Source organism: Xanthomonas sp. SHU 166, from assembly GCF_000364685.1.
GTDB lineage: Bacteria > Pseudomonadota > Gammaproteobacteria > Xanthomonadales > Xanthomonadaceae > Xanthomonas_A > Xanthomonas_A sontii.
In genome coordinates this window covers 1-10,725 of the sequence record NZ_AQOJ01000003.1, presented here as the reverse complement: position 1 = coordinate 10,725, position 10,725 = coordinate 1, and the positions used below count along the sequence as shown (strand labels likewise).

Here is a 10,725-nt window from a genome sequence, read left to right as displayed (position 1 = left end):
CGGCCGGCGGCGGCAGCAGGCTGCGCTTCCACATCTTCCAGGCCAGCAGGCCCAGGATCAGCGCCAGCGTCAAGAAAGCGACGTTGGGCATGCCCGGGATCAGGCCGACCAGGCCCAGGATCGCCGCGGCCACCGCCAGCGCCTTATGCTGGCCGAACACCTGGCCCATCATCGAGGCGCCCATGTCCTGCGAGCGCGAGGCGCGGGTGACCAGCATCGCCACCGCCGAGGACACCAGCAGCGCCGGCAGCTGTGCGACCAGGCCGTCGCCGATCGACAGCAGGGTGTAGGTGGAGGCGGCCTGCGCCACCGGCATGCCGTGCTGCAGCACGCCGACCGCCATGCCGCCGATCAGGTTGATGAACAGAATGAGGATGCCGGCGATGGCGTCGCCGCGGATGAACTTGCTGGCGCCGTCCATCGAGCCGTAGAAGTCCGCTTCCTCGCGCACTTCCTCGCGGCGGGCCTTGGCTTCCTCGCGGGTCAGCAGGCCGGCGTTGAGGTCGGCGTCGATCGCCATCTGCTTGCCGGGCATGGCGTCGAGGATGAAGCGTGCGGTCACTTCCGACACGCGCCCGGCGCCCTTGGTGATGACCACGAAGTTGATGATGGTCAGGATCGCGAACACCACGATGCCGACCGCGTAGTTGCCGCCGATCACGAATTCGCCGAAGGCCTCGATCACCTTGCCGGCGGCGCCGTGGCCGCCCTGGCCGTTGATCAGGATCACGCGGGTGGAGGCCACGTTCAGCGCCAGGCGCAGCATCGTGGTCATCAGCAGTACGATCGGGAAGATGCTGAACTCCAGCGGCCGCTTCACGTACACCACCGCCAGCAGCACCATCAGCGAAATGGCGATGTTGAAGGTGAACAGGGCGTCCAGCACCGGCGCGGCCAGCGGCACCACCACCATCGCCAGCATCAGCAACACGATCACCGGGGCGCCGAGCCCGTGCTTGATCATGTCCATGACTTTGCGCGTGTTCATCTGCGCGGCAGGCTGACTCATGGCTGGCTCCCCGGGGCGAATTCATCCACTTCCAGCGGCGGCAACGGCGGCATCGGCCCGCTGCGCCAAGCGCGCAGCGTGTAGACGTACGAGAGGACCTGCGCCACCGCGGAATACAGTCTCACGGGAATTTCCTTGCCGAGTTGGCCTTCCCTATACAAGGCGCGTGCCAAAGGCGGCGCCGAGATCACCGCCACGCGGTGCTGCTCGCCGACCTCGCGGATGCGGAAGGCGATCTCGTCCACGCCCTTGGCGACCACGGTGGGGGCGCGCATGCGCCCGCTCTCGTACTTCAGCGCCACCGCATAGTGGGTGGGGTTGACCACCACCACGTCGGCCTTGGGCACGGCTTCCATCATCCGCCGCTGCGACATCTGCATCTGCATCTGGCGGATGCGGCCCTTGACCTCGGGGCTGCCGTCGTTTTCCTTCATTTCCCGGCGCACTTCCTCGCGGGTCATCTTCAGTTTGCGGATGTAATTCCACTTCTGATAGGGCGCGTCGATCGCCGCCAGCAGCGCCAGCGCGCCGGCGGTGTACAGCAGCAGCCGCAGGGTGAAGCCCAGGCCGTGGCCGATGGCCTGCTCCAGCGGCTGCAGCAGCAGGCCGCGCAGGAAGTCGGTGCTGCCCCACAGGCACAGCATCGCGGCGCCGCCGACGAAGCCCATGCGCAGGATCGACTTGAGCAGTTCGACGATGGTCTCGGCGCCGTACATGCGGCTGAGCCCGTTCATCGGGTTGAGCCGGTCGAACTTGGGCATCAGCGCCTGGCCGGAGAAGCGCAGGGTGCCCATCAGCACCGGCGCGGCGAAGCTGGCCGCCAGGCAGATGCCGACCAGCGGCAGCACCACCCAGAGCAGGTTCAGCAGCAAGTCGCCGAAATGGCCGAACATCGCCTGCGGATGCTCGCGCAGCGACAGGTCCGGGCGCAGCGCCTGTTTCAGCCAGGCCACCGCCCCGGCGGCCATGGAGGTGGACAGGCCCATCAGGGCGAAGACGCCGGCGCTGAACACTGCGGCGGTCGCCAGTTCGCGCGAATGCGGGATGTTGCCCTGTTCGCGGGCTTCGCGCAGACGTTTGTCTGTTGGCTGTTCTGTGCGCTCTGCGCCTTCTTCGCTCTCGGACATCGGGGGTGCGCTCGGCCAGGATCGACCCTGCGCACTGCAAGGACCGTGCCGGTCCCTGGCCCGGATTCCGGGCGCCACCGCCGCGCCTCTCGGCCGCGGCGGTGGCTAGGCGAGTTGCAGCTCGACCCGGTCGCGGCCCAGCCGCTTGGCCTGGTACAGCGCCGCGTCGGCGCGCGCCAGCAGGTGCTGCAGCGGTTCGCCCGGTCGATACCAGGCCACGCCGATCGAGGCGGTGATCGCCAACTGCCGCTCGCCGATGCGCAGCGGCTGCCCGGCGATGGTGGCGCGCAGGGCCTGCAGCCGCTCGCCGCAGCTCGGCGGCAAGCCGGGCAGCACGGCCAGCAGTTCCTCGCCGCCGTAGCGGCCGACCAGGTCGGCGTCGCGCAGGTTGGCGCCCAGGCGCCGCGCCACCTCGATCAGCACCGCGTCGCCCACCAGGTGGCCGTGTTCGTCGTTGATCCGCTTGAAGTGGTCGAGGTCAATCATCGCCACTGCCAGCGGGGTCTGCTCGGCGTCGCTGCGGCGCATCTGCGCCGCCAGCGCCTCGAGGATGCCGGCGCGGTTGAGCAGGCCGGTGAGGGCGTCGTGCGAGGCCTTCACCGCCAGTGCGGCGCGGGCGATCTCCAGTTCGCGCTTGTCGTGTTCCAGCTCCTCGGTGCGCAGCGCCACCAGTTCGGCCAGTTCGCGCTGGCGCTGGTGCAGGCGGCGTTCGCGCCAGTGCAGCATGGCCACCGCCAGGCCGCCGCCGAGCACCAGGTACAGCGCGATCATCGGCTGGCTGCGCCACCACACCGGCGCCACCGAGAACGCCACCCGCAGCGGCGCCGAAGCGCTGCGCCGGTAGGCGTCCAGCAACTGCACCTCCAGCACGTAGTGGCCCGGCGCCAGCGGCGGTTGCTCGAACTCGAAGTTGGGCGTGTGCAGCCAGCGGGTGTGTGCGCCCTCGAAGCGATAGCGGAAGCTGATGCGGTTGCGCTCGTCGTACAGGTCCGGCGAGCCGACCGCGATATGCAGCGGATCTTCGCTCCAGCGCAGGCGCGCGCCCGCGGCGATGGCGGCGCCGGCACGGCTGAACTCCTTGAGCGCCAGCCTTGGCGCCTGCGTCGGGAACAGCCGCGCCGGATCCAGCAGATGGGTGACGCCACGGCTGCTGCCCAGCCATACCGAGCCGTCGTGGTCTTCCAGGAAGGCCGATTCGGACATGTCGTTCCAGAGCAGCCCCTGCGCCTGCGTCAGCCGCGACCAGGCGCGTCCGTCGTAGACGTCCACGCCCTGGTTGTGGCTGATCCAGATCCATCCGTTGCGGGTGCGGCGCAGGCTGTACAGCTGCAGGCCGCTCAACTGCGCATCGGCCGGCTGCAGGTACAGGGTGTCGCCGTCGAGCCGCCCTTGCCAGGCCCCGGGTCCATACAGGCTGGCCCAGGCCTGGCCATCGTCCAGAACCAGCAGCTTGCTGAGCACGGGTTGCGCCGGCGCACCATCCACGATCAGCCGGATCGGCGTCCAGGTCTCGCCACGCAGTCGGAACACGCCGGTCATGCCCACCGCCAGCACGCTGCCGTCGCCACGCTGCTGGATGTCCGAATACTCGCCACCGGGCAGCGCCTGCACCTTCTGCGGCACCGCGTCGGCGTCGGCCGCCGCCAGCAGATACACCCCGCGGTTGCTGAGGATCCACACCCGGCCGCTCGCATCCACGAACAGCTGTTTGGCGATGCCGTCCAGCGGCGGGTAGGCGCGCAGCAGCCGGCCCTGCGCGTCGTATCGGCGCAGCGCGCCGACCGAGCCGATGCTCCACAGCGTGCCGTCCGCGGCGCGTTGCAGGCCGATCATCTGCGTGCCGTGGTCGCTGGGCCAGCGCTGGAAGCGGCCATCCTCGCGCAGGCGGTCGACGCCGCCCTCGTTACCGACCAGCAGGTCGCCGCGCTGGGTGCGCTGGATGCTCCAGGTCGGCGCCCGACTGATGCCCTGCGACACATCCCAGTTCTCGATCCAGCCGTAGCCGTTCCAGCGCAGCACGCCTTCGCCATCCATGCTCAGCCACAGGTCGCCGGCCTGGTCGAAGTGCATGGCGACGATGCTGCCATCGGGCAGGCCGTTGCGACGGTCGAAACTGCGCCAGCGTCCCTGTTCCCAGCGCGCCAGGCCCTGGTTGGTCCGCACCAGCACGCGGTGCTGCGGGTCCAGCAGGATCGGCGTGCGCGAGGTCACCAGGGCCGGTCCGTCCAGCCCGGGGGGTGTCTGCTCCTGGAAGCGCGTCGCGCCGGCCTGCAGCCGCATCACCTTGCGACTGCCGACGACCCACAGGTTCCCGTCGCGGTCGCGCACCGCATTGCGCCAGAATTCGGGGGGCAGGCCCTGGGCCTGGTCGTAGCGGGTGGCGCGACCGTCGGCATCGATCCGGCACAAGGCCTTGGCGCAGCCCAGCCACAGTGTGTCGTCGACGACGAACAGGTCGTGGATGTCGGCCAGTTCCGGTTGCCGCGCCAGCGTCGCCGCATCGAACAGGGGTTGCAGTTCCCATCCCTTCGCATCGGCCTTGCGCACCGCGCGCAGCAGGCGGTGGTCGTCCAGCACCACCGTGCCCCAGGCCGGCGCGGCCAGGCGCGGGCGGTTGAGCGGGCGATGCGAGGGCAGGCTGCCGTGCTCCAGCGGCATCCAGCCGGCCGGCGAGCCGTCGTCCACGTAGATCGCATCGAAGGTGGCCACCCACAGCCGCCGCTGGGCGTCCTCGGCGGCATCGGAGATGTAATGGCCGCCGTGGCCCTGCAGCTTCACTTGCTGGAACTGGTCGCCGTCGAAGGCATACAGGCCGCTTTCGCTGCAGACCAGCAGGCTGCCGTCGCGACGCTGCAGCAGACAGGTGCCGGCCAGACCGAGCAGGCCTTGTTCCTGCGCATAGTGCCGCAACGGGATCACCTGGGCCTGTGTCGCCCCGGTGCAGGTCAGTGCCGACAGCAGCAGCCACAGCGGCCCCCACAGGCATCGACCCATGACCGTGCGCATGCGCGCTCAGCCGCCGCTGCACCGCCGTGGGACACGGCGATGGCAGGCACGAGCGGGCGCTGGCAGGCGATAGGGCATGGCGTACGACGAGCGATGGAAGGAAGGACGGACCGCGGCGATCGGCGATCTCCGGGACGGTCGGCGCTGCCGCCGCCCATCCTGGCCCGCCAACGGTAGCCTGCCGTCGGTATCGGCCGCGTCGCGGCGCAGCTTGAGCGCCGGCTAGGCGGTCAGCGCGCGCGCGGCGTTGAAGGCGGCATCGAACAGCCGCTGCACCGGCGCCCCCATCTCGCCGACCAGCACCGCCAGCAGCGCCAGGCCCAGCACCACCGCCACCGGCAGGCCGAGCTGGATCGGGTTCAGCGATGGGGCCGCTTTGGCCAGCGCGCCGAAGGCCAGGTTCACCGCCATCATCGCCACCATGACCGGCAGCGCCAGGGTCACCGCCCCGCGCATGATGCTCATGAAGAAGTTAGGCGCCACCGAGGCCATGGCCTGCGCATCGGGCAGCGCGGTGCCGATCGGCAGCGCCTTGTAGCTGTCCACCAGCAGCGACACCACCGCCAGATGCCCGTTGGCGGTGAAGAACATCATGCCGAAGGCCAGATAGAACCACTGGCCGATCACCGGCGAGTTGACCCCGCGCAGCGGATCGGCCATCTGCGCGAAGCCCAGGCCGGTGCTCTGTGAGACCAGTTCCCCGGCCATCGCCCCGGCCTCGAAGATCATCCGCAGCATGAAGCCCATGCTGGCCCCCACCGCCAGCTCCCGCGCCACGCTGAGCACCACCGCGGCATTGAACCCGTCCCAATCCGGCACCGGCGGCAGGATCGGCGCCAGCGCGATGGCCAGCGTCCCGGCCAGGATCACCCGCACCCGCCCCGGCACCGCCTTGCTCCCGACCATCGGCATCACCGTCAACATCGCCCCGATCCGCAGCATCGTCCACAGCACCGCCCCGATCATCGCGAACGCCCGCGACCCATCGACGACCATTTGCGTGGCGGCATCCATCAGCCCGAGACCCCGTTAACCGCAACAAAAGAACGCCCGGTGGCGCCAGCGCGAAGCCAACGCCCCACCACCATCAATGGCGCCCCGGCCGGCCCCTGACCAACCAAGGACACCGCACGACTGGCAACGACGCCAAAGCCAAAGCTGCGATAGCCGCAGCTGCCGCTTTTGCGGTTGCTGTTGCCGTTGCCGTTGTTTTGCTCTTGCTCCACCGGGTCCCCTCCGCAGCGGCGGAGCTGGCGGGCAAAACCCCCCGAAGGGGGGCGGCGCACAAGGATGTGCGCCGTTTTCGGCCGGGGCAGGATGCCCCGTCCGAAAATCCCGCTAGCGGAGCGGACCCGCGTAGCGGGCGCGAAGGCGGGGTGTGCTTTCTTTTGGTTACTTTTCTTTGCACAAGCAAAGAAAAGTGACTCGCCGCCAGGCGAAAGCTGTTGCTCTTCAACCGAGAAAAGACTCCCAGCAGCAAGGAGGCGAAGCGCAGCCATCCCCGCTACCCAATCAAATGCGGAATACGCTGAAACAGCATCGTCGTGTACTCCACCAGATGCGCCAGCAACATACTCCCCGTCGCAAACAACATCGCCGTCAACGCCACCACCTTCGCGATGAACGCAATGGTCGGCTCATTGAGCTGCGTCGCCGCCTGGAACACACCGATCACCACACCCACCGCCAACATCGCCAGCAACAACGGCCCCGCCACCCACAACACCGTGATCAACCCGCCACGCAACTCCGTCAGCGCCAGTTCCGGACTCATGGCCTCAGACCCCGTTGAAACTGGCAGCCAGCGTGCCGACCGTCAGCACCCAGCCATCGACCAGCACGAACAGCAGAATCTTGAACGGCGCCGAGATCAGCATCGGCGACATCATCATCATGCCCATCGACATCAGCACGCTGGCCACCACCAGATCGATGATCACGAACGGGATGAAGATCAGAAAGCCGATCTCGAACGCCGTCTTCAGCTCGCTGGTCACGAACGAGGCCACCAGCACCTGGAACGGCACCGCATCCGGGCCGCTGTAGGTGCCGTTGCCGGCCATGCCGGCGAAGGTCATCAGGTCGGTCTCGCGCACCTGTGCCAGCATGAACGCGCGCAGCGGCTGCGTGGTCAGCGTCCACGCCGTCTGGAAATCGATCTGGCCGTTGAGATACGGGCTCATGCCCTGGCCCCAGGCCTTTTCCCACACCGGCATCATCACCAGCGCGGTCAGGAACAGCGCCAGGCCCATCAGCACCTGGTTGGACGGTGTCTGCCCGGTGCCCAGCGCCTGCCGCAGCAGGCCGAGCACGATGGTGATGCGGGTGAAGGCGGTCAGCACCAGCAGCAGCGACGGCAGCAGGGTGATGGCCGTCATCAGCAGCAGCGTCTGCAGCGGCAGGCTCACCGGCTGCGCGCCGATCTTGCCGACGTTGACCTCCGGCAGCGAGGGCAGGGTGGGCGCGGCGTTCTGCGGATTCTGCGCGGTCGGCGTGGCGGCGGGCGCCTGCGCGGCCTGCGCCCAGGCAAAGGCGGGCAGCAGGCTCAGCGTCAGCAGGATCAGCAGCAGGCGCAGCCGGCGGGCGTTGCGGTTCCAGAAAAACGGCATGGTCATTTGTCCTTGCGCAGCTTCTGCGCCAGAAGCTGGGCGAAATCGGGAAGCTGCTTGAACGGCTTGATCGAGGGCAGGGTCGGCGCAGGCGCCTGCGGCAGCGGCTCGGGCAGCTGATGCAAGGTGCGTACCCCGCCGGGCGAGACGCCGAGCAGCAGCTGTTCGCCGTTGACCTCGACCACCACCACCCGCTCCTTGGCGCCGACCGCCAGGCTGGCGACCACGCGCAGGCCTTGCGCCGGGCGGAAGCCGCTGCCGGGCAGGCGCTTGAGCACCCAGGCCATGGCCAGGATCAGGCCCAGCACCAGCAGCAGCGCGAACACCGCGCCGAGCAGGCTGGGCGCCGACGGTGCCGCGTTGCCGACGCCCGAGCCGTGCTTGGCGGTCTGCGTGGCGACGGCGAGCAGCAGGCTCACCGCAGTCTCCGGATGCGCTCGCTGGGGCTGACCACGTCGGTCAGGCGCACGCCGAAGCGGTCGTTGATGGTCACCACCTCGCCGTGCGCGATCAGGGTGCCGTTGACGTAGACGTCCAGCGGTTCGCCGGCGCCGCGCTCCAGTTCCACCACCGAACCCTGGTTGAGCTGCAGCAGGTTGCGGATCGGAATGCGGCTGCGGCCGACTTCCAGCGACAGGGTCACCGGCACGTCCAGGATCACGTCCAGGTTCAGGTCGTTGGACTCGGCCATGGCGTCCGGCTGCAGGCTGTCGAACTGGGCCGGCGCCGGCTGGGTGGGATCGGTCTGGGTCATGGCAGGTCTTCCTGGGGAGCGGGGCGGCGGCGCAGCGCGCCGGGGGGATGGGTGGCGGTGATCTTCACCGCGTTCTGGCCGTGCGAGATGCCGAACTCACCGGTGAACACCGGGATGTTCTCCACGCACAGCGGCACCTGCTTGGGCAGGTCGATCGGCAGCACGTCGCCGATCTTCAGCCGGGTCAGCTCGCGCAGGCTCATCTGCTTCTGCGCCAGCACGCTGGAAATGGTGACCTCCGAGCCGAACAGCTGCTCGCGCAGCATGATGTTCCAGCTCTCGTCGCGGTCCACGCGGTCGCTCTGGATGCCGGCGTCGAGCAGTTCGCGGATCGGCTCCAGCATCGAGTACGGCAGGGTCACGTGGATCTCGCCGCCGCCGCCTTCCAGCTCCACGTGGAAGCGGCTGACCACCACGTACTCGCGCGGGGTGACGATGTTGGCGAAGTGCGGGTTGACCTCGGAATTGAGGTACTCGAACTCCACCTCCATCACCGGCGCCCAGGCTTCGGCCAGGTCGGCGAAGGTCTGCTTGAGCATCAGCTGGATCACCCGCATCTCGGTCGGGGTGAACTCGCGGCCCTCGATGCGGGTGGGGTAGCGGCCGTCGCCGCCGAAGAAGTTGTCGACCACGGTGAACACCAGGGTCGGCTCGAACACGATCAGGCCGGTGCCGCGCAGCGGCTTGAACTTGATCAGGTTCAGGTTGCTCGGCACGTACAGCGAGTGCATGTAGTCGTTGAACTTGATCAGGTCGATGCCGCGCACCGACAGGTCGGCCGAGCGCCGGATCAGGTTGAACAGGCCGATCCGCCACAGGCGCGCGAAGCGCTCGTTGACCATCTCCAGGGTCGGCATGCGCCCACGGATGATCCGGTCCTGGCTGGAGAAGTCGTAGTTGCGCGCCTCGCCCGGCTCGGCCGGCGCCGGCTCGGTGTCCACCACGCCCGCGTCGACGCCATGCAGCAGGGCATCGATCTCGTCTTGGGAGAGCAGGTCGGTCATCGCGGCAGCGCCTTTACTGGGTGACGAAGCTGGTGAACAGGAGTTCTTCCACGCACTTCTTGCCGGTCTCGGCGGTCATCAGCTTCTGCGCGTCGGCCAGCGCCGCGGCCTGCAGCTTCTTGCGCCCATCAATGTTGGCGATGTCCTGCGCCTGCACCTGCGAGAACAGCATCAGCAGGTGCGCACGGATCGCCGGGGCGTTCTCGGTGATCAGCTTCAGTTCTTCCGGGTCGCGGGTCATCAGCTGCACTTCCAGCTGCAGGTAATGCGGGCCGTCTTCCGCGCCGCCGTTGAGATTGACCACGAACGCCGGGTCCATCGCGAAGTACTGCGCCGGCTTGGGGATCTCGGCGGTCTTTTCCTCGGCCTTGGCGTGGCCGCCTTCGGGCTTCTTCAGGAAGAAGAACGCGCCGGCACCGCCGCCGCCCAGCACCAGCACCGCCGCGACGACGATGATCAGCAGCTTCTTCTTCGACTTGCCGCCTTCCGGGGCGTCCTTGGCGTCTTTCTTGGATTTGTCGGCGGCTGACACTGAGCGGGCTCCTGAAGGGGGTCTGCCCCTGAGGATGCAATCGCCGTGCCGAAACCGGGCGCCTGGCGCGCCGGGTGTTTGACGGCGCCGCCGCGCGCCATGCCGGCGCGGGCCGAGACCGTTGTGGGAGAGGGGAGCGGACCCAGCGGAGGAGCCTCAACCCCGCCGTATCCTTCCGACGAACGTCGAGGCCGAGACCCGTTCCACTCCCTCGATCGCCGTGAAGGGGCGGTGGCGCGCCCCGGATCGTCAGGCGTAGGCGTCGAGCAGACCGCGCTGGCGCAACACCACTGCCGGAATCCCGACGCTGCCGGACAGGTCGTCGGCGAGCTCGCCGCCGCTGCGGCCGCCGCCCTGCGGCGTGCCCTGCGCATTGGCCTGCTGTTGCTGCGGCTGCTGGCCGACGTCGGCCTGGCCGAGCTGGAAGCCGTGCTGGCCGAGCATGTCGCGCAGGCGCGGCAGGCTGTTCTCGAGGGCCTGACGCACGTCGGCCTGGTTGCTGCTGAAGCTGGCGTTGACCTGGTCGCCGGCCATGTGCAGGCGCACTTCGACCGGGCCGAGCTCGGCCGGATTGAGCTTGATGTGGGCGTGGCCGATCTTCTGGTCGGCCAGCCAGCTGATGCGCGCGCCCAGTTCCTCGTCGAACTGGTTGCCGTGCAGGTTCGGGGTCGGCGTGGGCGAGCC

The 10,725-nt window shown here is 68.8% G+C and carries 12 protein-coding genes; all 12 read right to left on the bottom strand.

Going from position 1 to position 10,725, the window contains the following annotated elements:
• A partial coding sequence (locus tag D180_RS00140) for an FHIPEP family type III secretion protein (protein ID WP_198526484.1) occupies nucleotides 1–988 on the bottom strand: 988 nt, incomplete at its 3' end.
• Nucleotides 989–1,005: 17 nt separating this feature from the next.
• Nucleotides 1,006–2,136 (bottom strand): flagellar biosynthesis protein FlhB, encoded by a 1,131-nt coding sequence (gene flhB, locus D180_RS00135; protein ID WP_017909010.1) that lies wholly within the window; start codon nucleotides 2,134–2,136, stop codon nucleotides 1,006–1,008.
• Between the two features lie 105 nt (nucleotides 2,137–2,241).
• Complete coding sequence (locus D180_RS00130) at nucleotides 2,242–5,142, bottom strand: ligand-binding sensor domain-containing diguanylate cyclase (RefSeq protein ID WP_232760228.1); 2,901 nt, start codon at nucleotides 5,140–5,142, stop codon at nucleotides 2,242–2,244.
• A gap of 222 nt (nucleotides 5,143–5,364) precedes the next feature.
• Nucleotides 5,365–6,156: a flagellar biosynthetic protein FliR gene (fliR, locus tag D180_RS00125; RefSeq protein ID WP_017909008.1), complete on the bottom strand. Its 792-nt coding sequence runs from the start codon at nucleotides 6,154–6,156 to the stop codon at nucleotides 5,365–5,367.
• A complete protein-coding gene (locus tag D180_RS23615) occupies nucleotides 6,156–6,368 on the bottom strand; it encodes a hypothetical protein (RefSeq protein WP_157835382.1) in 213 nt (70 codons plus the stop codon). The genes fliR and D180_RS23615 overlap by 1 nt, the downstream gene beginning before the upstream one ends.
• Before the next feature lie 278 nt (nucleotides 6,369–6,646).
• Nucleotides 6,647–6,916: a flagellar biosynthetic protein FliQ gene (locus D180_RS00120; RefSeq protein WP_010343869.1), complete on the bottom strand. Its 270-nt coding sequence runs from the start codon at nucleotides 6,914–6,916 to the stop codon at nucleotides 6,647–6,649.
• Between the two features lie 4 nt (nucleotides 6,917–6,920).
• A complete protein-coding gene (gene fliP / locus D180_RS00115; RefSeq protein WP_026144375.1) occupies nucleotides 6,921–7,751 on the bottom strand; it encodes a flagellar type III secretion system pore protein FliP in 831 nt (276 codons plus the stop codon).
• 2 nt (nucleotides 7,752–7,753) lie between these two features.
• Nucleotides 7,754–8,170 (bottom strand): flagellar biosynthetic protein FliO, encoded by a 417-nt coding sequence (gene fliO, locus D180_RS00110; protein ID WP_017911181.1) that lies wholly within the window; start codon nucleotides 8,168–8,170, stop codon nucleotides 7,754–7,756.
• Nucleotides 8,167–8,442 (bottom strand): flagellar motor switch protein FliN, encoded by a 276-nt coding sequence (fliN, locus tag D180_RS00105; RefSeq protein ID WP_223875781.1) that lies wholly within the window; start codon nucleotides 8,440–8,442, stop codon nucleotides 8,167–8,169. Before fliN ends, fliO begins: the two co-directional genes overlap by 4 nt.
• Nucleotides 8,443–8,501: 59 nt before the next feature.
• Nucleotides 8,502–9,509: a flagellar motor switch protein FliM gene (gene fliM / locus D180_RS00100; RefSeq protein WP_017911180.1), complete on the bottom strand. Its 1,008-nt coding sequence runs from the start codon at nucleotides 9,507–9,509 to the stop codon at nucleotides 8,502–8,504.
• Between the two features lie 13 nt (nucleotides 9,510–9,522).
• On the bottom strand, nucleotides 9,523–10,041 hold the full coding sequence (locus D180_RS00095; protein ID WP_017909004.1) for a flagellar basal body-associated FliL family protein: 519 nt from the start codon (nucleotides 10,039–10,041) through the stop codon (nucleotides 9,523–9,525).
• Between the two features lie 249 nt (nucleotides 10,042–10,290).
• The coding region (locus D180_RS00090; protein ID WP_017911179.1) for a flagellar hook-length control protein FliK at nucleotides 10,291–10,725 on the bottom strand (435 nt) is incomplete at its 5' end.